This is a genomic window from Nocardioides dokdonensis FR1436 (assembly GCF_001653335.1).
In the GTDB taxonomy this organism is placed as follows: domain Bacteria; phylum Actinomycetota; class Actinomycetes; order Propionibacteriales; family Nocardioidaceae; genus Nocardioides; species Nocardioides dokdonensis.
In genome coordinates this window covers 1,021,918-1,046,209 of record NZ_CP015079.1, presented here as the reverse complement: position 1 = coordinate 1,046,209, position 24,292 = coordinate 1,021,918, and the positions used below count along the sequence as shown (strand labels likewise).

The 24,292-nt window shown below is 70.7% G+C and carries 22 protein-coding genes; 8 read left to right on the top strand and 14 right to left on the bottom strand.

The window, feature by feature from the left end; genetic code table 11:
* Window positions 1–25 precede the first annotated feature (25 nt).
* Both I601_RS05025 and I601_RS05020 read right to left on the bottom strand, forming a co-directional pair.
* On the bottom strand, window positions 26–976 hold the full coding sequence (locus tag I601_RS05025) for an oxidoreductase (protein WP_237089558.1): 951 nt from the start codon (window positions 974–976) through the stop codon (window positions 26–28).
* On the bottom strand, window positions 973–1,797 hold the full coding sequence (locus tag I601_RS05020; RefSeq protein WP_068107052.1) for a maleylpyruvate isomerase family mycothiol-dependent enzyme: 825 nt from the start codon (window positions 1,795–1,797) through the stop codon (window positions 973–975). Before I601_RS05020 ends, I601_RS05025 begins: the two co-directional genes overlap by 4 nt.
* A gap of 113 nt (window positions 1,798–1,910) precedes the next feature.
* Between I601_RS05020 and I601_RS05015 the strand changes: the two genes are divergently transcribed.
* Complete coding sequence (locus I601_RS05015) at window positions 1,911–2,174, top strand: hypothetical protein (RefSeq protein WP_237089557.1); 264 nt, start codon at window positions 1,911–1,913, stop codon at window positions 2,172–2,174.
* Between the two features lie 4 nt (window positions 2,175–2,178).
* On the opposite strand, the gene I601_RS05010 is transcribed toward I601_RS05015, so the two are convergent.
* Window positions 2,179–3,957, bottom strand: coding sequence for a GAF domain-containing SpoIIE family protein phosphatase (locus tag I601_RS05010; protein WP_068107047.1), 1,779 nt, complete (start codon window positions 3,955–3,957; stop codon window positions 2,179–2,181).
* An 88-nt stretch (window positions 3,958–4,045) separates the two neighbouring features.
* Between I601_RS05010 and I601_RS05005 the strand changes: the two genes are divergently transcribed.
* Complete coding sequence (locus I601_RS05005; protein WP_218917752.1) at window positions 4,046–5,788, top strand: NHL domain-containing thioredoxin family protein; 1,743 nt, start codon at window positions 4,046–4,048, stop codon at window positions 5,786–5,788.
* Window positions 5,789–5,798: 10 nt separating this feature from the next.
* Entirely contained in the window at window positions 5,799–6,665 is an 867-nt protein-coding gene (locus I601_RS05000) for an MOSC domain-containing protein (RefSeq protein WP_068107043.1), read from the top strand.
* A 15-nt stretch (window positions 6,666–6,680) separates the two neighbouring features.
* On the opposite strand, the gene I601_RS04995 is transcribed toward I601_RS05000, so the two are convergent.
* The gene (locus tag I601_RS04995) at window positions 6,681–7,283 is read right to left on the bottom strand and encodes a LysE/ArgO family amino acid transporter (RefSeq protein WP_068107040.1); all 603 of its coding nucleotides are present in this window, start codon (window positions 7,281–7,283) and stop codon (window positions 6,681–6,683) included.
* A gap of 95 nt (window positions 7,284–7,378) precedes the next feature.
* Between I601_RS04995 and I601_RS21880 the strand changes: the two genes are divergently transcribed.
* The gene (locus I601_RS21880) at window positions 7,379–9,247 is read left to right on the top strand and encodes a serine/threonine-protein kinase (protein ID WP_068107038.1); all 1,869 of its coding nucleotides are present in this window, start codon (window positions 7,379–7,381) and stop codon (window positions 9,245–9,247) included.
* Between the two features lie 57 nt (window positions 9,248–9,304).
* On the opposite strand, the gene I601_RS04985 is transcribed toward I601_RS21880, so the two are convergent.
* A complete protein-coding gene (locus tag I601_RS04985; RefSeq protein ID WP_084527161.1) occupies window positions 9,305–10,561 on the bottom strand; it encodes an HNH endonuclease in 1,257 nt (418 codons plus the stop codon).
* A 394-nt stretch (window positions 10,562–10,955) separates the two neighbouring features.
* On the opposite strand from I601_RS04985, the gene I601_RS04980 reads away from it, so the two are divergent.
* The 3 genes from I601_RS04980 to I601_RS21955 all read left to right on the top strand — a co-directional run bounded on the left by I601_RS04980 (window position 10,956) and on the right by I601_RS21955 (window position 13,182).
* The gene (locus I601_RS04980; protein ID WP_169834661.1) at window positions 10,956–11,813 is read left to right on the top strand and encodes a phosphotransferase family protein; all 858 of its coding nucleotides are present in this window, start codon (window positions 10,956–10,958) and stop codon (window positions 11,811–11,813) included.
* A 99-nt stretch (window positions 11,814–11,912) separates the two neighbouring features.
* On the top strand, window positions 11,913–12,194 hold the full coding sequence (locus tag I601_RS04975; protein WP_068114397.1) for a hypothetical protein: 282 nt from the start codon (window positions 11,913–11,915) through the stop codon (window positions 12,192–12,194).
* Window positions 12,195–12,423: 229 nt separating this feature from the next.
* Complete coding sequence (locus tag I601_RS21955) at window positions 12,424–13,182, top strand: tyrosine-type recombinase/integrase (RefSeq protein WP_418303086.1); 759 nt, start codon at window positions 12,424–12,426, stop codon at window positions 13,180–13,182.
* Here the strand turns inward: I601_RS21955 and I601_RS04970 are convergent, their stop codons facing one another.
* Together I601_RS04970 and I601_RS04965 are read right to left on the bottom strand one after the other, a co-directional pair.
* Complete coding sequence (locus I601_RS04970) at window positions 13,183–13,863, bottom strand: hypothetical protein (protein WP_068107036.1); 681 nt, start codon at window positions 13,861–13,863, stop codon at window positions 13,183–13,185.
* A 154-nt stretch (window positions 13,864–14,017) separates the two neighbouring features.
* Window positions 14,018–14,446 (bottom strand): GNAT family N-acetyltransferase, encoded by a 429-nt coding sequence (locus I601_RS04965; protein WP_169834660.1) that lies wholly within the window; start codon window positions 14,444–14,446, stop codon window positions 14,018–14,020.
* Between the two features lie 212 nt (window positions 14,447–14,658).
* On the opposite strand from I601_RS04965, the gene I601_RS21085 reads away from it, so the two are divergent.
* A complete protein-coding gene (locus I601_RS21085) occupies window positions 14,659–15,333 on the top strand; it encodes a hypothetical protein (protein ID WP_157519888.1) in 675 nt (224 codons plus the stop codon).
* Between the two features lie 66 nt (window positions 15,334–15,399).
* Here the strand turns inward: I601_RS21085 and I601_RS04960 are convergent, their stop codons facing one another.
* The 7 genes from I601_RS04960 to I601_RS04930 form a co-directional block, all read right to left on the bottom strand.
* Window positions 15,400–17,853 (bottom strand): hypothetical protein, encoded by a 2,454-nt coding sequence (locus tag I601_RS04960; protein WP_157519886.1) that lies wholly within the window; start codon window positions 17,851–17,853, stop codon window positions 15,400–15,402.
* Between the two features lie 499 nt (window positions 17,854–18,352).
* The gene (locus I601_RS04955; protein ID WP_068107030.1) at window positions 18,353–18,958 is read right to left on the bottom strand and encodes a response regulator transcription factor; all 606 of its coding nucleotides are present in this window, start codon (window positions 18,956–18,958) and stop codon (window positions 18,353–18,355) included.
* Complete coding sequence (locus I601_RS04950; protein ID WP_068107028.1) at window positions 18,955–19,995, bottom strand: sensor histidine kinase; 1,041 nt, start codon at window positions 19,993–19,995, stop codon at window positions 18,955–18,957. The genes I601_RS04955 and I601_RS04950 overlap by 4 nt, the downstream gene beginning before the upstream one ends.
* Window positions 19,992–20,771 (bottom strand): ABC transporter permease, encoded by a 780-nt coding sequence (locus I601_RS04945; RefSeq protein ID WP_068107026.1) that lies wholly within the window; start codon window positions 20,769–20,771, stop codon window positions 19,992–19,994. The genes I601_RS04950 and I601_RS04945 overlap by 4 nt, the downstream gene beginning before the upstream one ends.
* Window positions 20,768–21,658 (bottom strand): ABC transporter ATP-binding protein, encoded by an 891-nt coding sequence (locus I601_RS04940; RefSeq protein ID WP_068107024.1) that lies wholly within the window; start codon window positions 21,656–21,658, stop codon window positions 20,768–20,770. Before I601_RS04940 ends, I601_RS04945 begins: the two co-directional genes overlap by 4 nt.
* A gap of 141 nt (window positions 21,659–21,799) precedes the next feature.
* Window positions 21,800–22,156 carry a hypothetical protein gene (locus I601_RS04935; RefSeq protein WP_157519884.1) on the bottom strand — a complete coding sequence of 119 codons (357 nt, stop codon included), beginning with the start codon at window positions 22,154–22,156 and terminating at the stop codon, window positions 21,800–21,802.
* A gap of 122 nt (window positions 22,157–22,278) precedes the next feature.
* Window positions 22,279–24,138, bottom strand: a complete 1,860-nt coding sequence (locus tag I601_RS04930) for an acyl-CoA dehydrogenase (protein WP_068107019.1) — start codon at window positions 24,136–24,138, stop codon at window positions 22,279–22,281.
* Window positions 24,139–24,292: the final 154 nt, after the last annotated feature.

Here is a 24,292-nt window from a genome sequence, read left to right as displayed (position 1 = left end):
TCACTCCCCGGCCTCCTTCCGCCGGTCAGGGGTACAGGACTCCCGTGACCTGCTCGCTGAGCTCCCAGAGCCGGCGCTGGGCGACCTCGTCGTGGGCGAGACGCCGGGCGGTGACGACCTGGGGCACGCCGGCCATCTCGCCCAGGCCGCCCGGTCCGCAGTAGGTGCCGCCGGGCAGGTCGGCGGTGGCGGCCATCAGGGTCGGCCACGCACCGTGGGCGACCGGCTGGGAGACCGCCTTGATGGCTGCGTCGAGGATCGTGGCGATGCCGCCGCTGGTGCGGCCGTACTGCCCGTTGACGGCGAGGTGGCTGCCGGCGAAGCCGGGGTGCGCGGCCGTGGCCAGCACCGGGACCTCGGCGGCCCGGCAGCGGCGGTCGAGCTCGAAGGTGAACAGCAGGTTGGCCAGCTTGGACCGGGCGTAGGTCAGCCACGGCGAGGTGCGACGGGCGGGGCCGCGCGGATCCTCGAGCGGGGCGCTGCGGGCGGCGCGGTGCAGGTTCGAGGACACCGTCACGACCCGGCCGGCCCCGCTGTCGACGAGCTGGGGCAGCAGCAGGCCGGTCAGCGCGAAGGGCCCGAAGTGGTTCGTGGCCATCTGCAGGTCGAGGCCGTCCGCGGTGCGGGCGGCCCGGGTGCCCATCACCCCGGCGTTGTTGACCAGGACGTCCAGCGGGCCGAAGCGGCCCGCCTCCGCCGCGGCGCGGCGTACGGAGGCCAGGTCGGAGACGTCGACCAGCAGCGGCTCCAGGTCTGCCCCGGGCACCTCCGCCTCGATGGCGGCCCGGGCGTCGTCGAGCCTGGTCCGCGTGCGGCCGGCCAGCACCACCCGGGCGCCCCGCCGCGCGAGCTCGAGGGCGGTCACGTGGCCCAGCCCGCCCACCGACGGCCCGGTCACCACGATGGTGCGACCGGCCTGGTCGGGGATGTCGGCGAGCTGCCAGGCGTCCACGGGTCGGCTCTCGGGTCGGCTCACGGGGTGGTGGCCATCGCGGCGAGCACCCGCTGGCCGAGCTCCTGGTCGCCCTCGACCCGGACCGCGCCCGGCTCCGCGTCGCAGCGTCCGCCGGCGAGGCGGACGAAGGAGTCCCGGTCCAGGTGCAGGGTCACCGTGGGCGAGGCGGGAGGGCCGGGCAGGGCGTGACCGCGGCCGTCGTCGCCGACCTCGACGCTGACCGGCTCGCAGCCCGCCACGTGCACGCTCAGCGAGGTGCCGACCGGGGCGCCGGCCCTCTTGGCCAGCACGTAGCCCATCGACTCCGCGAGGTAGTCGATCGTGTGCTGCGCCTGCACGCTGTCCAGTCCGCCGGGCCGACCGGTGGCGCGGCGCACGTCCTGCTCGTGCATCCACACGTCGAGGGGCCGGTTGCGCAGCAGCAGCCCCCAGCTCCACGGCACGCCGCCGAAGACCCGCTCGGGCTTGCCCGCCGCGTCGGTGGGCGGCTCCGCCTGCAACGCCGTACGCCGCGTGGTCGTCGCGGAGCGGATCTCGTCGATGATCGCCGTGGGCGAGGCGCCGCGACGGTTCACCACGCCGATCTCGGTGTAGAGGTTCATGAGGCCCCTCGCGTGGGCGGGCTCGCCGACCTCGGCGTGCTCCTCCACGCCGGTGGCCAGCACCGACTCCAGGTGCGCGACGTGGGAGGCGACGGCCCGCACGTCCCAGCCCGCCAGGTCGGTCGGGGCGTCCCACTCGGCCTCGTCGAGGTCCTCCAGCAGGGCGGTGAAGTCCTGGACGGCCTGCCACCACGTGTCGGTGTAGCCGGTGAGGAGCTCGCGGTCGTCGGGGGAGTCCATGAGCCGCACCCTAGGGGCGCGTAGGCTCGCGCGTCGACGAGGGAGGCCCGATGGCGGCGACACGATCAGCGCGAGCACGCAAGGCGGCGGCGGAGGCCGGGCCCCTGTCGACGGTGACCATCGACCTGGGGGCCGACCAGTCGTTCGTCTACCGGATCGCCTGCATGGAGTGCACCACCTCGGCCTCGTCCCGAGCCACCGGGCGGACCGAGCGCCGCCCGTGGTCGACGTACCGGCCGGGCACCGACAACGGCTACCTGGCGGCGATGGACCGGTGGACCTTCCACCTGCAGGAGAAGCACCCGGGCGCCGAGGCGCCGTGCCTGGCCTACCTGCCGGAGGCGCAGCAGCGCCTGCAGGAGCGCCGCGAGCAGTAGCCGCTCAGTCGGTGGGGGTGAAGCGGACCGCCATCACGGCGATGTCGTCGTCGAGGTCGGCGTCGACGAGGTCGCGCAGCACCGCGTCGAGGAACTTCTCGACCGGCAGGTGCGCGTGCCGGGAGCCCGCGTCGCGCAGCCGCGCGAGCCCCTCGTCGAGGTGCTCGCCGCGCCGCTCGACCAGTCCGTCGGTGTAGAGCAGGAGCGTGGAGCCGTCGTCGACCACGCGGGTGTGGTCGGCGCGCTCGACGTCGGGGAGGACCCCGATCATCAGGTCGGTGGGCCCGTCCTGGAGGTAGGAGGCGACGCCGTCGGCGGCCAGGAGCAGCGGCGGCGGGTGGCCCGCGTTGGTCCAGGCCAGGGAGCGAGCGGGTCGACCGTCGGGGCCGGTGACGGTCTCGATGCGGGCGTGCACGAGGGTGGCCAGCCCCTCGACCTCGAGGTCGTGCAGGAGGTGGTCGAGCAGACGCACGTGGGCCGCCGGCCGGTCGTCGACCGCCCAGGTGATCGCGCGCAGCATGTTGCGCATCTGACCCATGGTGGCCGCCGCCCCCAGGTCGTGGCCGACCACGTCGCCGATCATCAGCGAGGTGTCGCCGCCGGGCATCACCACGGCGTCGTACCAGTCGCCGCCCACCTGGTCGCGCGCTGCGGCGGGCCGGTAGCGCGCCGCGATGACCTGGTCGGTGGTGCGGGGCAGGTTCGGCAGCAGGGCGTCCTGCAGGGTGACCAGCGCGTCGAGGCGCTCCTGCACGAGCAGCGCGCGGTTGACGGCCTGGGCGGTGTAGGCGGCCAGCGCCGTCATCGTGCGGAGGTCCTCGCGGGTCTGGTCGCGAGGGTCGTCCCAGATCAGCGCCATCGCGCCGAGGGCCACCCCGCCGGTGTCGAAGAGCGGCAGGAAGGCCCGGGCCTCGCCGACCTGGGCGCTGAGGTCGAGGTGGGCGTACTCCGCGTTCTGGCCGGCCCGGTCGTGGAACCACACCGGCGCCTGGCGCACCATCGCGCTGCCCAACGGGTTGGAGTCGTCCTGGGACAGCCGCTGGTTGAGGTGGGCCGAGCGCCAGTCGTCCTGGTCCCGGGGCACGTAGTGCAGGGTCGCGTCGTCCGCGATCGGTTCGGGCTGGCCCGCGGCCGCGCTCAGGGCGTCGATCCAGATGCCGGCCCGTGAGCAGCCCAGCTGCTCGATCGAGACGCGCTCGACCGCCACGGCGACCTCGCTGAGGGTCCGGGTGCTGGCCAGGCCCTCGCTGAGCGCCAGCAGCACGCGGCTGCGTCGCGACAGGCTGGCAGCGTGCTCGGCGGCCTGGGCCGCCTCGTGGCGCAGGCCGCGCTGGGCCAGCTCGCTGGAGCACGAGGCGGCGAGGTCCTGCAGCGCCTCGAGGTCGTCGCGCGACCACTCGCGGGGCGTGCGGCTGATGGCGCACAGGGAGCCGACGATCGCGCCGTTCTGGTCGTGGATGGGGTGGCCGGCGTACCCGACGACACCGAGGTCGGGGATCGCCAGGTTGTGCTGGAGCCGGTCGTCGAGCCGGGCGTCGGTGATGACCAACGGCTCCCGGTCGGCGACCACCCACTGGCAGAACGAGTGCGAGAGCGGGGTCTGGCGGGACTCCTCGGTCTCCCCGTCGAGCCCGTCGGCGCCGATGAAGACCTGGCGCTGCTCCTCGACGAGGCTGACGAGCGCGATGTCGGTGCCCAGCGTCCGCCGGACCATGCGGGCGTAGCGGTCGAAGGCGACGCGCAGCTCGGTCCCGGGGCCAGCCCGGAGGTCGGGGTGTGGCATGCGTGCGACCTCCGTTGGTGTGAACGGCAGAAGATATCCCAGGACGGGGCGGCCGAGGACCGCTTTGGCCCACCGCCACAATGGTCGCGTGCGCGTACGAGCCCCTGAGCTGGTCGGTCGAGGCTGGCTGAACACCGACGGCCCCCTGTCCCTGGCCGACCTGCGTGGTCGCTTCCTGCTGCTGGACTTCTGGACGTTCTGCTGCGTGAACTGCCTGCACGTCCTGGACGAGCTGCGCCCCCTCGAGGCGGCGTACGCCGAGGAGCTGGTCGTCGTCGGCGTGCACAGCCCGAAGTTCGCGCACGAGGCCGACCCGGACGCGCTCGCGGCGGCCGTGGAGCGCTACGGCGTGCACCACCCGGTGCTCGACGACCCCGAGCTGGTCACCTGGCAGGCCTACACCGCACGCGCCTGGCCCACGCTCGTGCTCGTGGACCCCGAGGGCTACGTGGTGGCGCAGTACGCCGGCGAGGGTCACGCGCACGCGATCGAGGCGCTGCTGGGCGAGCTGGTGGCCCAGCACCGCGAGCGCGGCACGCTCCAGCCGGCCGGGTCGCCGTACGTGCCGCCGGTCGTGGAGCCCACCGACCTGCGCTTCCCCGCGACGGCGCTGCCGCTGCCGGACGGGCACGTCCTGGTCGCCGACGCCGGGCACGACGAGGTCGTCGAGCTCGACGGCGAGGGCGTCGTCGTCCGCCGCACCGGCGGCTTCCGCGAGCCCAACGGGCTCTGCCTGCTGCCCTCCGACGTCGCCGCCGAGGTCGGCTACGACGTCGTGGTCGCCGACACCGTCGCGCACCGCCTCGCCGGGCTGGCGCTCGCGACGGGCGAGGTCCGCACCCTGGCCGGCGACGGCACGCAGTGGATGAGCGGCGACGGCACCGAACGCCTCTCCTCCCCCTGGGACGTCGCCTGGTGGGGCGGTCGGGTGTGGATCGCGATGGCCGGCATCCACCAGCTGTGGACCTTCGACCCGCTCACCGGCGCGGTCGAGGTCGCGGCCGGCACCGCCCACGAGGGACTGCTCGACGGCCCCGCTCCCGAGGCGTGGTTCGCCCAGACCTCCGGGCTCGCGCCGGCCGGGGACCGGATGTGGCTCGCCGACAGCGAGACCTCCGCCCTGCGCTGGATCGACACCGACGCCCGGGTGGGGACCGCGGTCGGCAGCGGGCTGTTCGACTTCGGCTTCCGCGACGGCCCGGGCGACCAGGCGCTGCTGCAGCACCCGCTCGGCGTCACCGTGCTGCCCGACGGCTCGGTCGCGGTCTGCGACACCTACAACGGGGCCGTGCGTCGCTACGACCCCACGAGCGGGACCACCTCGACCCTGGCCACGGGTCTCGCCGAGCCGAGCGGGGCCTACGTCGACCCCGCGGACCCGGCGGTCCTGGTGGTCGTGGAGTCCGCCGCGCACCGGCTGGCCCGGGTGCCGCTCGGGGGTGCGGGCACCTCCACCGAGGGGTTCGCACGCACCACGCAGCGCCCGGTGACCGAGGTCGCCGCGGGCGTCGAGCTCGTCGTCACCTTCGCCCCGCCGCCGGGCCAGAAGGTCGACGACCGCTTCGGCCCTGCCAGCCAGCTGGTCGTCGAGGCGACCCCGCCGGGCCTGCTGCGCGAGGGGTCGGGGCGCGGGACCTCCCTGAGCCGCACCCTGGTGCTCGACCCGCACGCCGGTGAGGGCGTCCTGCACGTCGCGGCCCGCGCCGCCTCCTGCGACCTCCACGGCGGGGAGGGCGCCGCCTGCCGGATGCACCAGCAGGATTGGGGCGTGCCCGTGCGGATCGTCGACGACGCGCCCGCGGTGCTGACCCTCCCGCTCGGCGGTGCCTAGGCTGACCCGCGTGCCGACCACCCTCGCCTCGATCCACCGCTTCCCGCTGAAGTCCGCGCGCGGGGAGGAGCTGGACCGGGCGGTCGTCGAGCCCTGGGGCCTGGCCGGCGACCGGCGCTGGATGCTCGTCGACCCCGAGGGCTCGGCCCTCACCGCCCGCGAGCTGCACGCCCTGCTGCTGCTCGAGCCCGACCTCACGGCCACCGGGCTCCGGGTGCGGGCCCCGGGACGACCGCCGCTCGAGGTGGCGACCCCCGACCCGGCCCAGCAGGTGCCGGTGCGGCTCTGGCACTCCGAGCTGACCGCGGCCGCGGCTGGTCGGGGGAGCGACGACTGGTTCAGCGACGTGCTGGGTCGACCGGTGCGCCTGGTGCACCTCGACGACCCGACGCGGCGCCCCACCTCGCCCGACTTCGGTGAGTCCGACGACCGGGTCTCGCTGGCCGACGGCTACCCGCTGCTGGTCGCCACCGAGGCGTCCCTGGCCGCGCTGAACGACGTGGTGCTCGAGCGCAGCCAGGGCGCGCACGCGCCGCTCCCCATGACCCGCTTCCGGCCCAACGTCGTCGTCTCGGGCACCGAGCCCTGGGTCGAGGACGACTGGCGCCGGGTGCGGATCGGCGACGCGGTGTTCCGCGCCGTCAAGGGCTGCGCGCGCTGCGTCATCACCACCCTCGACCCCGACACCGCCACCGGCGGCAAGGAGCCGATCGCGTCGCTGGCGCGGATCCGGCGCTGGGACGGGGCCACCTGGTTCGGGGTCAACCTGGTGCCCGACCTGCTCGGGGGCGAGCCGGTCACGATCCGCGCAGGTGACGAGGTCGAGGTCCTGGAGCAGGTGCCGGCCGGCGGCGGGCCGATCCGCCCGGTGCGCTGAGCACCGGCACCCGGGTCAGCCCAGCGCGAGCGAGGCCGCGAGCCCCAGCATGATCACGCCGATGACGGCGTCCAGGACCCGCCAGGAGGTCGGGCGGGCGAAGAGCCCGGAGGCCAGTCGGGCGCCGTAGCCGAGCACGAGGAACCAGACCACCGACCCCAGTGCCGCTCCGGTCGCGAAGAGCCACCGGCCGTCGGGGCCGTAGCCGCTGGCCAGCGAGCCGAGCAGCAGCACCGTGTCGAGGTAGACGTGCGGGTTCAGCCAGGTCAGCGCCAGCGCGGTGAGCAGCGCCGGGGCCAGCCGGGTCACCCCGCGAGCGGCCGCCTCGAGCGTCCCGCCACCGCGAGCCGCCCGCCGCAGCGAGAGGACGCCGTACGCCGTGAGGAAGGCGGCGCCGCCCCAGCGCACCGCCTCCAGCACCCAGGGCGCCTGCTCGACGAGGGTGCCGATCCCCGCGACCCCGGCGCTGATCAGGACGATGTCGGAGAGCATGCAGACGGCCACGACGGGCCCCACCTGCTGCCGGGCCAGGCCCTGGCGCAGCACGAAGGCGTTCTGGCTGCCGATGGCGATGATCAGGCTCAGCCCCGCCAGGAAGCCGGCGCCCACGGTCGTCATGGAGCCAGACCCTAGGCCGGTCGTTTGGCCCGGCGGGGCCGGGGCAGGTTCACTGGGCCCGTCCACTGCCCGCACCAGCGCTCTCGGGAGCCCCCATGATCCGGATGCCGTCGGTCGGCGAGGACTTCGGTCGCTACCACCTGCTGCGCCAGCTGGGCCACGGCGGGATGGGCGTCGTGTACGCCGCCCGCGACGCCGCGCTGGACCGCGAGGTCGCGCTCAAGATCATCACCCCCCAGCTCGCCGGGGACCCGGAGTACCGGGAGCGCTTCCAGCGCGAGGCGATGGCCCTGTCGCGGATGGACTCCCCGCACGTGGTCGCGGTGCACGACCACGGCGAGCTGGACGGGTGCCTCTACCTCGTCACCCAGCTGGTCCCCGACGGCGACCTGCTGCAGCGGCTGCGCGCGAGCGGTGCGCCGGCGCCCGGGGCCGGGATCGACCTGGTCACGCAGGTGCTCGGCGGACTCGAGGACGCCCACCGCGCCGGCATCGTGCACCGCGACGTCAAGCCCAGCAACGTCCTGCTGCGCCGCCGCGGGGAGCACACCGAGGCGTTCCTGTGCGACTTCGGCATCGCCACGCTGCCCGGCGCCGAGGTCACCCGCACCGGCGGCCTGGTCGGCTCCTTCCCCTACATGGCCCCCGAGCGGCACCAGGGCGAGACGGCCGGCGTGGCCGGCGACGTCTACGCCACCGGCTGCCTGCTGTGGCACGTGCTCACCGGCACGGCGCCCTACGCCGGCACCGACGTGGAGATCGCCATGGCGCACCTCCAGGCACCGGTGCCCCAGCTGCCCGGCACCGACTCCTTCGTCCGCGGCGTCAACCGGGTGCTCGCGCGCGCGATGGCCAAGGCGCCCGCCGAGCGCTACGCCTCGGCGCGCGCGATGCGCCACGACCTGGCCCGGGTCCGCGCAGAGGCACCCGGCGCGGTGACCCTCCCGGAGCACACCTCGATCCGGCACTCGGTGCTGCCCGGTGTCCCCGCCGCGACCGCGGCGCCCCGACGTCCGCGCCGCCGCCGCATCGCCACAGTGGTCGCCAGCTCCGCCGCGGCGGTCCTGCTGGTCGGCACCGGTCTGTACGTCGGCCTCGTGACCGAGCGCGGCGCCGAGGTGAGTGCGACCGCCGGCGGTCCTCGCCCGCTCGGCGTACCCAGCTCGACCCCCACGTCGGGCGACCCCACCGTCCCGACCAGCCCGGCCGCCGAGCCGGGCGCCACCCTGGTCCCCCTCCTGGCGACAGGCCCTCGAGCCGTCGGGGACCGTCCGGGCGGTGCACCGCTCGCGGGCTCCGGTGCGGGCTCCGGTACTGGCGCCGGCTCCGGTGCGGGCGCCGGTCCGACAGTCCCCTCGCCCGCGGCTCCGGCCCCGGTCGGTTCGAGCGGGGGCGGCGCCGGTGGCGGCCAGGGCGGCGGAAAGACCGGCGGCGGCAACGGCGGCGGAGGCGGCGGCAAGGGGAACGGCGGCGGCTCGTCGCAGGAGCCGTCGCAGGCCGAGCCCGCTCCCGACTTCCGCTGCTGGGACGGCAGCGAGGTGAGCGGCGGTGCGTCCGCCTGCCCCGAGGGCCCCACCGGGGCGACGGGGCTGCGCTACATGTTCGTCCTCGACGGCGAGTGCTCGCAGTCCGGGACCGCGGGCGGCCAGGTCACCGCGCTCAGCTGCACCCGGGCCACACCGCACGGCACCGCGGTCGTCCGACTGCTGGAGTGGCGCGACGTGCCCACGATGAAGTCCGAGGTCCGGTCCTACTACGGCGACCGCAAGCCCTTCGGGTGGACCTACGGCCTGGCCTACTCCCGTCCCACGCCGGGTCAGGACCTCGACTACGTGCGCGCCAACCTCTACGGCAGCAAGCGCTTCAGCGTCTCGGTGCAGGGGGCCACCAAGCAGGCCCGGGCCTGGATGCTCCAGCAGATCCGCTACCGGTCTCCCGACGACTACCGCGGCTACCCGATCTAGCTGTGACAGCCCGCCGTTGGGCTGGGGCCTCCTGGGCTGGGCGACCCGCGCAGCTCGTCAGGCGGTGAGGACCCAGTGTCCGGGTGATTCCAGGACCCAGGTGGGTGCGGGTGGGGCGAGGCCGGGTGGGTCGGGTGCTCTGGTGCGGGTGGTCTGGCCGGCGGGTGAGGTGATCTGTACTTCGTGGGGGTCGAGGTCATCTCGGTGGAGTGCGGTGTGGGTCCAGTCGGGTTCTTCCTTGAGCTGGTTGCAGGCGGTGCAGAGTCCTTGGCCGTTGGTGGCGCTGGTGGGGCCGCCGGCGTGGTCGGGGGTGATGTGGTCGTGCTGTCGGATCGCGGCGTTGCACCAGGGGGTGCGGCAGGTCCGGTCGCGCAGGGTGACGAACTGGCGCAGCAGTCCGTCGAAGGTGCGGGAGGTGGACTCCATGGCGACGAGGTGCTCGGTGTCGGCGAAGAGCCGCCGTACGCGGGTGCCTTGTTCGGGGGCGCAGGTGATGAGCTTGCGGGCCACGGAGGCGGGGATGGGGCCGCCGGCGCCTCCTGTCATGGGGACCAGCTCGGCGGGTTCATCGCTGTCGCCGAGGAGGGTCTCGGCGGAGACGACGAGGTTGATCGCGATGGGGGTGGCGACGGCGGTGGCCTGGCCGGTGAGGCGGGCCACGAAAAGGTCGGCCACGACCTGGGAGAAGGAGCGTTCCTCGCCCTCGATCGTCTTGTCCTGGGCGGCGCGGGCGTGCAGGGACTGCATGATCGCGGCGGCGTGGACCTCGGAGAGGGTGGCGGTGATCTGGGTGGTGCCGTCGTCGCGGCGTTGGGCGGTGACGTGGCGGTTGCGGTGGGCACGTTCACGGCGCTTGAGGACGGACTGCTCGTCGAGGCGCATCGCGATCCGTTGTGCGGCCAGGCGCAGCGCCCGGTCGCCGAGGGTGGTGCGGGCGCTGAGCAGGTCGCCGAGCTGGGTGTCGTAGGCGCTGCGGGTGGTGATGGGCAGGTGCTCGGCCTCGGCGGTGAGGATCTCGGCGCGGTGCTCGTTGATGACGCCGTCCTCGAGGGCGGCCAGGACGTGGGGCAGGTCGTCGACGAGGGTGCAGGCCATCGCGCGCAGCCGGGTGCCGCGGTGCGGTGACTCGTGGCGGGCGAGGGCGACCTGGGCGCCGACCGAGCGGTCGGAGGCGTCGGCCTCCAGGGCGTCGAGGTGCGCGGTGATCCGCGCCTGGCGGGCGGCGAGGTGGGCCTTGAGCGCTTCGAGCTCCTCGAGCGCAGCGACGCACTCGCCCGGGGTACCGGGGAGCGGGTCGACATCTATCTCGAACATGTGTTCGATTCTACGAGAGGTCGGGACCTCTGTCCAGGGTCTGGGTGCACCTGTGGAGAGCTCGGCTACCTCGTGACTGGTGGGGTGGCCATCATGTTGGTCGCGCGGTCGGGAGGCCTCCTGCAGCAGGCCTCACTCGTGCGCGCGGATCGCGGCAGACGAGCGCATGCCCCCTAATCATTGAGGTTCGATAGATCGACCTGCGAGACATCCGCTCATGGCACCTGAGCGGATAGACCAAGCCTTCGACAGGCACGGGTGGGCCATGTCTGAAGTCGTCGCGCGCGATCACTTCGCCTTGTGCGAACGTACGAGGGTGCATGGAGACCCGACTGACGTACTGGTCGTACTTCAACGGGCCGGGATTAGGCATCGACAAGTGCTTGGCTCGGGGATGGAAGGCACTGTGGTGGACCTTGGCGGCGGCACTGTCGCGAAGGTGTGGTCGGGTCGCTGTCTGGCCGACCTTGCTGTGCTTCGTGAATTCCACGAGGAGGTGTTCCAGCGTCGACCGGGCACCTCCATGGTCGCGATGCCGCGCATCCTCGACCTACGCGAGATCGAGGGAACCCCCGTCACCATCGAGGAACGACTGTCCGGAGAGCCTCTATGGCAAGCCGACGGCACCTCACCCCGCCTGACTACCATCCACATCGACTCCATGATCGAGGCGCTGGCGGCGCTCGCAGAGATACCCGGCGATCCGCCACTCCGAACCCTTCGGATGCTCCCGGACGAACCGCCGTTCGATCCGAACGCTCCATTCGAGACCGAACTTGCTGCTCTCGTCACACGTAGGGCAGTGCGATTCGCGACCCAACTTCGTGTGGCACTCCCCGACGTCGACGTCCTACTCGCGCAGACCGTCGAGGCCCTTCACCGGATCGCCCCCGCCACTCCCACCCTGATCCACGGCGACCTCATCGCAGCGAACGTGTTGACTTCACGAGCCCATGCGTCCGCCGTCCTCGACTTCGGCTTCATGACAACCGCTGGCGATCCTGCGTTCGACGTAGCCGTCACTGCAAGCATCTTCGACATGTACGGCCCACGTGCCCGAGAGGTCGAGAGCGAGTTGGACCGAGCCTTCCTATCGACCTTCACCGGCGACCACCGCCGCTATTGGATCTACCGCGCCGCCTACGCCTTGACGACGGCCTGCTGCTACGGGACCGACCTCTCGGAGGGCCACTTCGCATGGTGCATCGGCATGCTCGACCGCCCGGACGTACGGGACTCGCTCCAAGGCTGAATCGACGTCAACTTCCAGGCTCTCGGCGCACGTTCCTAACCTTCCGCATCTGCCGCTTTCGGGACGCAGGGTCCACGAGTGATGAGTAGCCTCGCTGGTATGTCCAGCAAGTCGGAGCGGCGGGACGCACTCGAGGTGGTGCGGGCGTATCACGAGGCTCGTCTGGCCGAGCTTGTCCAGCGGGTGTGCGACGGCGTTGACCGTTTCCGTGCCGGCGACCTGAGTGCTTTCGAGACGGACCGGGTCCTCTTTCAGTACAGCCGGGCTGCGAAGGAACTGTGGAAGTTCTGCAACCTCGCCGACCCAGAGTTCAGCGCAGGCCTGATCCGTGACGGCGTAGGCATTGACTGGTGGGAGCGGGGTGCACCGCGGCCACGATGACTTCCCCGTCGTCGTCATCCGACCTGCACCGTTGTGCCCCCTTGATGCGGGGTTCGTCGAGTGACGCAGTGGGGAGATGAACACTGCCCAGATCCTCTTGCCTGGCGATGATGCCAGCGCAGCGCTTCGTATCGCTGTCGCGGCTTACCTCGCGCGATTCAAGGGTCCGTCCCGGGTGCACACCGAGTCAGATCTGCGTTCTTTCTGAGCTGGTGCGGACGGCAGGGCATTGAACCTCTGGTGGCTCAGCGTCCTCACATCGAGCTGTATCTCCGCTGGATGCAGGAGGTCGGCCGCTACAAACCGTCCACGGTCTCGCGCCGGCGGAGTATGTCCGCCGTCCGCGAGTCTCTGCCGAGTCCCCGACGCTCGTTTGAGTCACCTCCAGTTCGAGGCCTTGCTCAGTGCGGCCCGGAAGTCCTCGAATGTCGATGACTTCGCCTTGGTGACGCTGCTCGGTCTGCTCGGTCTGCGAATCTTCGAGGCAACCGGCGCCAACATCGAGGCCCTTGAGGAGGTGCATGGACACCGGGTGTTGCGCATCCTGGGCAAGGGCGACAAGGTGGCCTTGGTCCCGCTGCCACCCGCCGTGGGTCGCGCGACCGAGCGCGCCGTCGGTGGTCGGTTCAGTGGTCCGATCTTGAGAAGCCGGACAGGCAGCAGGATGGATCGCCACTGCGCCACCCGCAGACTCCGCGCCCTGGCCGAGTGCGCGAGCGTCTCGACGGCCCGGATGCACCCACATATGCTTCGGCACACCTTCGTCACCACAACGCTCGACGGCGGCGAGGACCTACGTGACGTTCAGATCGCTGCCAGGCACGCCGATCAAGGACCACCATGCGCTACGACCGAGCTCGCAAGAATCTGGACAGACACCCTAACTACGTCCTCGCCGCCTATATGGCCTCTGGGACGTAGGCCGGGCGCACGCTACGCGGCAGGAGCGTGCGTCTTCGAGCGCACGCTACGCGGCAGATCCGGATAGTCAGTTCGAGCGACCGACGCCAAGGACATCGAGGATTGCAGCGCCACCGTCGAGAACGCCGCCGACCGTCCCTTCCTGGTTGTCCGCACCGGGTGGCGTCGTGGTCGGGTTGTCTGTGAGTCGGACGTCGCGGCAGCCGTAGTCGTCGACGACTACTCCGGTCAGGTCGCCATCGTGGCTGTATATGACCATCCAGCGTGGGCCGAGGTCGTCGTTGCATCCACCGCTGCGGTCAGCGGGGGCAAGATCGTCCAGGGCGTCCTGCAGGTTCGGGAGGTCGGTGGCGGCGACGGGTTCAGGACGCCCTGCACGACTCCACCCGTAGACGGCCCCGCCGCTGGCGGTCGTGCCGACATCGAAGGTGTTGTACTGACAGACCCATGCCTCTTGCGGTGCGAGGAGAGTCGGGCGTTCGTCCGCGACCTCCTCGATGCCGAAGCCGTGGCCGGACGGGTCCTCACCGATGGGCAACTCCTGCGGGCACGGTTGTCCAGCCGTGTCGGTGAGCTCGCTCGGACGGACCTCTGGGTCTTCCGCAGTCGGGGTGCCCGACCAGGGCAGGTCGCATCCGGCGAGAAACAGGACTGCGGTCGCAAGGCCGAGCGTCGCGCCGATCCGTCTCCAGGCGCAAGGGCGGGAAGCGACGGCGTCGGCGAGGCTCGACGAGTTCGGCAGCGGCATGGTTGTTCGACGATCTCATAGCGGTAGTGGTTCCGAGGTCGGTGCGCGCTCATCGGCACGACCGCGCGGATGGCGGCAGAACCGGATGGCCGCGGGCGCACGCTAGGCGGCATGAGCGGAAGCATGCCTCAGTCCGATAGTGCGCTCCGCGCGGTCACGGTCGGACGAAGACGCCCATGCGTCCGGCGGGGCGGAAGCCGTTCCTTTCGTAGAAGGCTGACGCGTCGCTGTCACGCGCGGTCAGGAGGTACCAGTGCCGAACATCCTCAAGGTGCTTGGCGAGAGCACCCAGCAGCCGGGTGCCGTGGCCTTCACGTTGCCTGCTCGGGCGAACACACATCTCCTTAAGCAGGAAGTGGTCGTCGACTCCCGAACGTTCCAGGTGACCGACCGCGAAGCCGAGCAGTTCCCCGCCGGAGTCTCGCGAACAGACACCGTGGGCGCGGGGAGTAGCGAGGAAGTCGCCGAGCCGTTGAGCGGCATCCTCCGCTTTCCACGACTCGTTCCAGGGCGGGGCATTGAAGGTGTCGACGTAGAGGGCGACACAAGCGCCAAGCGCGTCGGTCGACAGAGTGGTGATCACGCTGAACCATGTCACGACGCCCGGACGGGACGCATCCGCTCTTCGGCGGGACGGTGCTCTGTCAGCGGCAGAACCGGGCGAGCGTGACCGCCCTCAGTGCGGCAGGGTCGAGCGGATCGGCGAAGCAGAGCGCCTCATGCGGATGGTCGGAGGGAGCCCCCCCCCAGCGGGCATGGGTGCGCTTAGATAGCGGCGTGACTCCGACTTCAACAATGGCGCGAAAGTTCGTTAGCGGCATCAACGGCAAACTAGATTTCGACTTCGCCTGCAATCGGGGCCATGGCTTCGGTGAAGCCCATCTGCACGGTCTGCTGATCGAGATCATCGCGTCGAACATCAATCCGCGCACGCACAACATTTTGCCGTCGTACCCAGCGCCGGAGATCCAACGTGCAGATGCCGGAGCAGGTCGCAAGCGCGAGATCGACTTCGCGGTCGTGACACGTTCCGACGAGCCCAGGCCGCTGCTCTGCGTAGAGGCGAAGTGGGCGGGTTCGTCTCATGCAAGAGCAGAGAACGTCCTGTACGACGTCGCTCGTCTTGCGTTGATCAGTCAGGAAAACCCCGAAACCGAGTGCCTCTTTGTGCTTGCAGGTGGAAAAAGTGCTGTTGCCAAATTGTTCGAGACCGGGGTGCTGGCGGTACACGGGAGCGGTGCCTCCGGACGCCGGCTGATCAGGCATCCGCAGCGGCCGGGAGAGTCGACGTACTATCTCCGCTCGGGTCCGGGATATACAACGACACTCCCACATGCGATGCAGGTAAAGCTTGCCGGCAAGTTGCCTGTCGTCCCTGCCCGTGTCCGGTCGAAGCTCTACCGCCCTCCGCACTCAGGTGCGCCTGACTGGGCGGTCTACGTGTGGCGCATCGCAGGGCGGGCGCGTTGAGCGAGACGCGAATCTGCGACGGTCCCGCACTCACTTCCTACACCCTGCTCTCGTTACCCCAACAATCTAGGTCTCGTCGCGTTTAGGCTCGTAGAGCATCGACTCCTCCAACATGGAGACATTCCTCGTAGATGCGAGGCTCTCGCAGGTATGCGCGAACCGCTTCTCGCGCTCAACGATCCCAGCCTGGTCCATCGGTGTGACCTCGAACGGGTTCGCCCCCATTTCCCAGATCGGAGAAGGGTCAAGCAACTGTTCATGAGTCAAGACGACCCGAGGACGCAGGCTGCTCGGACGTGCACTACCGGCCGGTTTGGACGCCGCCGAGATGAGTTGGCCGGCTTCGGTGTCGGTGCGCCGGATGCGCATCGAGTCGATCCAACCCTCCGGGGCGTCTTTGGCGTACCGCGTGACTGCCAACACCTCCCAGGGTGATTCGAGGGCGTCGCTGAGCGTCGTGAGTTTGCGGACCTCGTCCTCGGTCGCGCCACCAAACGACCGCTTCACTTCAGCGGGAACACAACTGCCGTCCCGTTCGAACAGCAGCATGTCTGCTTCCCCGAGCCGCGTGGCCAAGCCGCGGGGTGTGAAGTTCAATCCCGGGTGAACACCAATGAATCCCGGCTCGAATCCTCCTTCGAGGAGGAAGCTGAGGTAGCGCAAAGTGAGTAGGTGCCCCATGGCGTCGTGTTCGTAGACCCGCCGAAGGACTTCACCGAGCCGGTAAGTGAACGTGATCTGTTCCTTCGGGAACGGGTGCTCCATCACCTGAGCGCATCCGACACACACGATTGGCGGTCGGTAACCCGAAACGGGGACCCACTGACGTGCTGCGCACCGTTCGCACTGCAAAGGGAATCCCTTGACGACGAGGCGTCGTCGTTCTGCCCACGCCATCCACGCCCGGGCTGGGCCGGTCTTAACTCCGAGAGCTGCCTTGAACTTGTCGAACGGGACGTCCGGAAGGTCGTCGATGGTCGGCGCCACTTCCGTAGCCACCGGCTGACCGGAGCGGTTGAACGCCTTTGCCCATGCAGTGCCCGTGCGTGCCGCCAGTTCGTCGAACAACTTGAGTAACGGACCGTGAACCAAGTAGGCGAGTTCGTGGACGCCCTCGAGCGCGTTTAGCAACGTCATACACGCAACCCCCGGCTCGGATGGTTCGACGGTGAGGTCGTGTCGTTGGGCTATTACCCGCAGGGTCAGCATCGTGCTTGGCCACTCCACAACAGCAGGGGAGGCGTGGGTCCCTGTTGCGTTGTGTGTCGCCGTTCCCGCAAAGAAGTCCGTGAAGAGCCCAGTTCGTACGGACGGGTGACGAGGAAATGGTGCGTCGATGACGTCAACGTCGATGCGCAGCTCGAGGTCGTTCGCGCCCGACCAGGAAAGCGCAGTTCGGTCTTCAGGCAGTATCGGAACAACGGAGGTGCGTCCTTGTGTCCAGGTCGTCACCTCCTGACGGTGTCGTGCCGGTGCCGGACCGATGTCGACCAGGTGGCATGCCTCGATGAACGCAACCGGTTCGTCGTCTCGCGGCCATTGGGTCGTTCCAGTCCGTGCCTCCCGCCATTGCGCGGCCAACTCCGTCACATTCAAGGAGGTGCTCGTGACGTACAACGCGTGGGCGCCGAACCCCTGGCGAGCCACAAGCTCAGAGCGCACCAACTGCTGGACAAGGTCGGGGGTGAAGGAGTCCGCCAAGACCCCCACGGGGACGCCGTAGGAATCGCCGTGGGAGGCGCGCAGGTTCCAGAGCAGCGCCAGGTCGTTGACATTGCCGGGCGTGCACACGACCAGGATGTTCGGGCCGGCGTCACCCGCCCAGTACCGTCCGCGTGGGATGGGAGACGAATGGCTCCGAGTCCGTATCCCGGTGGCCGGCATCCGGCCGTAAGCGAGCCGGGACATGCTCGCAGCCCGAGGTGAAGCCACCGTGCGGGAAGGGTGCAGGCGCTCGAGAAGGTCCGCCGCGCTCCCCGTGACCTCCTCGGGAATTAGATCGATCAGGTCTTCGAACGTCAGGTCCTCGCGGTACCGGCCCTGGTGCAAAATCACAGGGTCCAGACTGCTTGGTAGTCGACCCAGGCACGCCGCATAGATGCCGCGCCATGGGTCATCGTCGGTTAGCACCGCACACGAAACGACCGACTTCCGCTCCCCCTGCGGTTTCGCGATCGTGACCGGGGCCAGTTGCAAGCCCCACCACGGTGCTGGGCAGGGAGGCACTTCGACTGGTTCAGGCCGACCCGGGTCAAAGTCCTGCAGGTTCAGCCCGACGAGGCCGTCGATATCAGCACCACGCAAGCCTCCTGCGTACAGCGGGTGTACGTATCCTTCACTCGTCACGGGGATGAGCGGTGTGGCCGCGCCACCCCACACCTGGCACTGCAACATCACCGAGTCGACGAAGTAGTCCTCATCGTCGGGAGGAATCGGACGTGCGGTTCGGATTGGTCGTAGCCGCAACCGAATCCCGTGCGGTCCTTCTAGGGGTTCATCATTGATCAGGTACCGACGCATCAGAGGTCCTCGATAGAGCGGCACGCACTGACCGCATTGTTTGACCGCCAAGTCTTCCACGATTGCCGATGCCTGCTGTGCGGCTGGCGGGTGGGACCTAGGCCAGACCGCTCGCATACGACTGATCCCGGGACCATGGCCGTCCGCCCGACCTACCGAACGCAATCTCGTTGTCGGACGCTCTGCAGGGGATGTGGTGATGAGGGACGGTTACGGCAGCTTAGGGCGGCGCTTCGGCCGGCGCCTTGAGGCCAGGAAGCCCGCCAATAGCAACACTGCGCGGTGTTGCCCGCACCTTCGGCGCCCGACCATCGGCACGAGCGGATAGTGCGAGGGCTTCGTAGTCGGAAGGACCGAACGGCCTTGGCGTCGACGGGCCCCCGCCTGGCGGCTCCCCCTCGAGGGGTCTTCGGTCCTTCCGGCTACGCCGCGGCCGATGCCCTCTTCCCCGAGCCCGGTGGACGCCCGCCTTATCGCGGCCGGGTGGAAGCGCAGCCGGCTACAGCCAGCCGTTGTCCTGGGCCACCCGGGCCGCCTCGGCCCGCGTCGTGGCGCCGGTCTTGCCGATGGCGGTGGACAGGTGGTTGCGCACCGTCCCCGCCGAGAGGTGGGCGCGGGCGGCGATGTCCGCGACGGGCGACCCGTCGAGCGCCAGGGCGAGGATCTCCGCTTCGCGTGCGGTCAACGGGCTGGCGCCGGCCAGCAGCGACTCGGCGGCGAGGTCGGGGTCGATCACCCGCAGGCCGGCGTGCACGCGGCGTACGGCGTCGGCGAGCTGGCGGGCCGGGGTGTCCTTGACGACGAACCCGGCCGCTCCGGCGTCGAGGGCGCGTCGCACGTAGCCGGGTCGCCCGAACGTCGTGACGATCAGCGAGCGCACGCCGGGCAGCTCGGCCCGGACCGCGGCGGCCGCCTCGATGCCGGTCAGGCCCGGCATCTCGATGTCGAGCAGGCAGACCTCGGCGCCGCTGGTCCGTGCCGCGGCGACGACCTCGTCGCCCCGGCCGACCTGGGCCACGACCTCGATGTCGGGCTCGAGGTCGAGGAGCGCCGCGAGGGCGCCGCGCACGAGCGCCTGGTCGTCGGCCAGCAGGATCCTGATCACGGCAGGCGCACCTCGACGCGGGTCCCGCTCGCTCCGCCGCCCGAGAGCAGCAGCGTGCCCCCGGCCGCCGTCACCCGCTCACGCATGCCGCGCAGGCCGTTGCCCTCGCCCGTCGCGGCGTCCATCCCGGTGCCGTCGTCGGTGACGACGAGCCCGGTGGAGGAGAGCTCGACCGCGACGTGCGAGGCGCGCGAGTGGCGCACCACGTTGGTCACCGACTCGCGCAGCACCCAGGCGAGCAGGGTGCGGTGCCTCGGGTCGGTGTCGGCGACCTCGCCCGAGACCCGGGTCTCGATGCCGGCGTCGGCCAGCACCTCGGGCACCGTGCGCAGCTCGGCGTCCAGGCCGGCGACCCGCAGACCGCCCACGGTCGCGCGGATCTCGGCCAGCGCCTGCCGGGCCGTCTCCTGGATGGAGTCCAGCTCGGCACGGGCCCGGTCGGGGTCGAGGTCGACGAGACGGCTCGCGAGCTCGGCCTTGATCGACAGGGCGGTCAGCGAGTGGCCCAGCACGTCGTGGACGTCACGGGCGACCCGCTCCCGCTCGGCGGTCAGCGCCAGCTCGGCGCGCGCCCGCTCGGCCTGGGCGTCGAGGTCGCCGAAGACCCGGATCGCGGCGCAGAACCCGATGATCGGCCAGACCATCAGGAAGAAGAACGCGGGGAAGTCACCGCCGACCAGCGAGACCAGCGGCAGGACCGCCGAGAGCGCGGTCGTCCAGCGCCACCACGGGGCAGGCACCATCAGTGCCGAGAACGCCCCGAGGTACGGCGTCAGCCCGACCGCCTCGATGCCGATGCCCGGCACGGTGGCCAGCCCCAGCGCCAGCAGCGCGAGCCAGACACGCAGCGCGTGCCGGCGCCACACGGCGAAGCCCAGCAGGTAGACCGCCGCGAACGCCGCCAGCACACCCAGGGTCAGGCCCCGGGCGACCCAGGAGAGGTCGGCCTGGAAGGTCTCGACGACCGGGTAGGCCAGGAAGACCAGCCAGACCCCCGCCACCACCCAGGTCCACCGCTCCCACGGTGACTGGGTCACACCCGCTCCCGGCGTCGACGCAGCCCCCACACGGCCAGCGCTGCGAAGATCACGGTCCACGCGGACACGTTAGCCAGCAGCAGCCAGACCGAGTCCCTCCCGGCATCGATCGGCAGGTAGCCCTCGCTCAACGGGTAGCGCGCCAGGCCGGCGTACCCGTAGAGCGGGGTGAAGCGACCGATGTCCAGGATCAGGCCGTCCATGGGCGAGAAGACGTTGCCGAGGAAGGCCATGATCACGACCAGCCCGGAGGCGATGCTCGCGGCGTTCTGGCCCGAGAAGACCAGGCACACCGCCAGACCGTAGAGCGCGAACACGGCCGAGCCGAGCCACACGATGACCGCGCTGGCGGCCCAGTCGACCAGGTTCCCCCGGGCGCCGGTGGCCGCGCCGATGGCGTAGACCAGCCCGATCGGGACGGCCGCGACCACCATCGCCACGGCGGTCTTGACCGCCACGAAGGTCAGCGGCGGGATGGGGGTCAGTGCCAGCTGGCGGCCCCAGCCGGTGGTCTGCTCGTTGACCGCCGAGCCGGCCACCGTGGTGGTGGCCGAGACGGCGCCGTACGCCGCCATCGAGATCATCACGTAGAGCGCCACGTTGCCGCTGCCGTAGGCCTCGTCGTCGCCGAGCCCGAAGACGACGAAGAGGAACGCCGGCAGGGCGACTGCGAAGAACATCCCCATCCGGTCGCGCAGCTGGCGGCGCAGGTCGAGGCGGCCGTAGGCCAGCAGACGTGAGCGCCAGGCGAGAGGTGCTGCCGTCACGGTGGTCATCGCAGGGCCTCCTGGGCCGTGTCCTGGAGCTGGGGGGTGCCGGTGAGGGCGAGGAACGCCGCCTCGAGGCTGGCGCTGGAGACGTCGAGGTCGGTGATCCCGAGGGGGGCGAGGCTGGTCCGCACCTGCTCCAGCCAGGCGGGGTCCACGCCGTGGGGGTGCACCACCTCGGCGGGCGGGCGGAAGGTGAGCGTGCGCCCGCCGTACGCCGCGCGCACGTCGGCGGTCGGACCGTCGGCGACGATCCGGCCCCGCGCCATCAGCACGGTGCGGTCGGCGAACTCGTCGGCCTCGGCGAGGTAGTGGGTGGCGAAGACGATGGTGCGCCCGTCCGCCGCGTCGGCGCGCATGGTGTCCCAGAAGTCCCGGCGGGCGCCGACGTCCATGCCGGTGGTCGGCTCGTCGAGGACCACCAGGTCCGGGTCGGCGACCAGGGCCAGCGCGAACTTCAGCCGCTGCTGCTCCCCGCCCGAGCAGGCCTGCACCAGCCGCCCGGCCAGCCCGGTCAGCCGGGCCCGCTCGATGACGTGGTCGACCCGGTCGGGTCGGCCGTGCAGAGCGGCGATGGCGCGCACCGTCTCCCGGACGGTGAAGTCGGGCAGCAGGCCGCCGGTCTGCAGCACCGCCGAGACCCGGCCGGCAGCGACCGCGCGACGCGGGGAGGTGCCGTACACCTCGACGCTGCCGCTGGTGGGCCTGGTCAGCCCCAGGAGCATGTCGACGGTGGTGGTCTTCCCGGCGCCGTTCGGGCCGAGGAAGGCGACGACCTCGCCGGGCCGGATCGTCAGGTCGACCGCGTCGACGGCGGTGACCGGGGGGCCGTGGGTGCCGGCCGGCGCGGCGAAGGTCTTGGTCAGCCCGGTCATCTGGACCGCTCGTGTGCTCATGGCTCCAGCCTGCGTCCGGACGCGTCGCGACGCCTGGGGGAGTTGTCACGACCTGCCCATGACACCTGTCATGACCTCACGACCGACCCGGCCCTGAGCGTCGCACCGGTTGCGGCTGCCCTGAGCGAGCGTGCCGCTTGCTCAGGAGCGGATGACCAGGACGACCTCGTCGGGTTCCGCTGCCTCGTTGCCGAGCACCTCGACCGTCACCGCCCCGACCTCCACCCCTGCGGTCAGGTGCTCGCGGTTGTAGATGCTCCGGACCGACAGGTTGCCCTCCGAGATGACCACGAACTCGCCCAGGACCATCAGGTCAGGGCGCTGGCCGGGCGCGGCGAAGGAGACGACGGTCTCCCCGTCATCGACACTCCGCACGCCGATCGCGATGCAGTCGGAGGTGGCTGCGCACGTTCGTCCGGCGAAGGTGGAGGGCGGCGTGAAGTCCTCACGAGCCACCACGAGGATCACGGAGTTGGGGGGCTCGATGCGCACAGTCACCACGTCAGGATGTCCGACGGGCGCCGCCTGGTCGGCAGGTGGGGTTGCGGCACGCAACGAGCCGCCGCCGGCACCCGCGGGGCGGGGCCGACGACGGCTCGGTGGTGGAGCGGTGGCTCAGATCAGAACGCGGCCTCGTCGAGGTCCATCAGCGAGAGGTCGACGGCCTCGGCGATGGCGCGCTCGGCGCTGATCTTGGGCAGGTTGTAGGCGGCGAAGAACTGCGCCGCGGCGACCTTGCCCTCGTAGAACGGCTTGTCCTTGGCGGACACGTCGCCGGCGAGCTTCTCCAGCGCCACCTCGGCGCCGCGCAGCAGCAGCCAGCCGCACACGACGTCGCCGAGCGCCATCAGCAGGCGGGTGGTGTTGAGGCCCACCTTGTAGATGTTGCGGATCTCGTCCTGGGCGCTCATCAGGTCGTTGATGAGGTGGCCGACCATCGCGTTGGCGTCGTCGAGGGCCGTGGCGAGCAGCTGGCGCTCGTTCTTCAGGCGACCGTTGCCGGCCTCGCTGTCGATGAAGGCCTGGATCTCGCCGGCGAGGTGGCCCAGCGCCTTGCCCTGGTCCTTGACGATCTTGCGGAAGAAGAAGTCCTGGCCCTGGATCGCGGTGGTGCCCTCGTAGAGGGTGTCGATCTTCGCGTCGCGGACGTACTGCTCGATCGGGTACTCCTGCAGGAAGCCGGAGCCACCGAGGGTCTGCAGCGACTCGGTGCCCAGCAGCACCCACGAGCGCTCGGAGCCGTAGCCCTTGACGATCGGCAGCAGGAGGTCGTTGACCGCCTCGGCGAGCTTGGTCTCCTCGCTGTCCATGGTGCCCTCGTGCTCGGCGACCATGATGGTGTCCTGCCAGCTCGCGGTGTAGAACACCAGCGCGCGCATGGCCTCGGAGAACGACTTCTGCACCATCAGCGAGCGGCGCACGTCGGGGTGGTGGGTGATGGTGACGCGCGGAGCGGTCTTGTCGCCCGACTGGGTCAGGTCGGCGCCCTGCTCGCGGGACTTCGCGAACTCGAGTGCGTTGAGGTAGCCGGTCGAGAGGGTGGCGATGGCCTTGGTGCCGACCATCATCCGGGCGTTCTCGATGACCTGGAACATCTGGGCGATGCCGTTGTGGACCTCGCCGAGCAGCCAGCCCTTGGCCGGCTCCTTCTCGCCGAAGGTGACCTCGCAGGTGTTGGAGACCTTGATGCCCATCTTGTGCTCGACGCCGGTGACGTAGACGCCGTTGCGCTCGCCGGTCAGCTCGCCGGTCTCGTGGTCGAAGTGGTGCTTCGGCAGCAGGAAGAGCGAGAGGCCCTTGGTGCCGGGGCCGCCGACGCCCTCGACGCCCACGGGACGCGCGAGCACCAGGTGCATGATGTTCTCGCTCATGTCGTGCTCGGCGGAGGTGATGAAGCGCTTGACGCCCTCGATGTTCCACGAGCCGTCGTCGTTCTGGGTCGCCTTGGCGCGACCGGCGCCCACGTCGGAGCCGGCGTCGGGCTCGGTCAGGACCATCGTGCAGCCCCACTGGCGCTCCACCATGATCTCGGCGATCCGCTTGTCGCGGTCGTTGCCGTTGCGGTGCACGACCCCGGCGAACGGCGCGCCCGCGCCGTACATCCACACCGGCGCGTTGGCACCGAGGACGAGCTCGCCGAGCGCCCAGACCAGCGACGAGGGGGCGGGGGTGCCGCCGAGCTCCTCGTTGATCTGCAGGCGCCAGAACTCGGAGTCCATCCAGGCCTGGTAGCTCTTCTTGAAGGACTCGGGGATCGGCGCGGTGCTGGTCTCGGGGTCGAAGACCGGCGGGTTGCGGTCGCTGTCCTCATACGACGCCGCGAGCTCCTCGCGGGACATCCGGTCCACCTCGGCGAGGATCTCTCGCGCGGTGTCGCTGTCGACCTCGCCGAAGGGGCCGGTGCCCAGCACCCGGTCACGGCCCAGCACCTCGAAGAGGTTGAACTCGATGTCGCGCAGATTGCTCTTGTAGTGGCTCACGGCCCCCACCTTCTAGTCGTAGCGGTTCGATCCGGACCGGGGTGCGACGCGCGTCGTACTGGTCGGTAACTTCAACTATACGGGTCAGTAACTTGGCCCGCAAGCAGAGCGGTCACCCCCCGGTGGTCGGGTAAGTCGAGTGAATCGATCGACT